This window comes from Parafrigoribacterium mesophilum (assembly GCF_039652555.1).
Classification (GTDB): Bacteria; Actinomycetota; Actinomycetes; order Actinomycetales; family Microbacteriaceae; genus Parafrigoribacterium; species Parafrigoribacterium mesophilum.
Genome location: NZ_JBDJAF010000086.1, coordinates 1 through 256 on the forward strand (window position 1 = coordinate 1; position 256 = coordinate 256).

Annotated in this window: 1 protein-coding gene; it reads left to right on the plus strand. The window is 60.9% G+C overall.

What is annotated here, in order from left to right; translation table 11 throughout:
* On the plus strand, positions 1–256 hold a 256-nt coding region (locus ABFX56_RS16195), incomplete at both ends, for a hypothetical protein (RefSeq protein ID WP_346234381.1).

The window sequence follows — 256 nt, forward strand, 5'->3', positions numbered from 1 at the left end:
CTATCGATCACCTCAACCGCCAGGGCGAGGGCGTCGACTTCAATTCCGAGCAGCGCCAGGTCGCTATGCCGTCCGCTGACGTGATGGCCGAGATCAACCTGCTGCTCACCGCGACCTCTACCGAGCCTAGCGCCGTACTTGCCTACGCAAGCCAAGCGCTGTTCCGTCGCCAGGTGGAATCCCTGGATGATCTGACCGCGGAAGAAGCCGGCAAGCTTGTCGCTATCCTAAATCAGAAGGCGCTGAAGATGGGGGT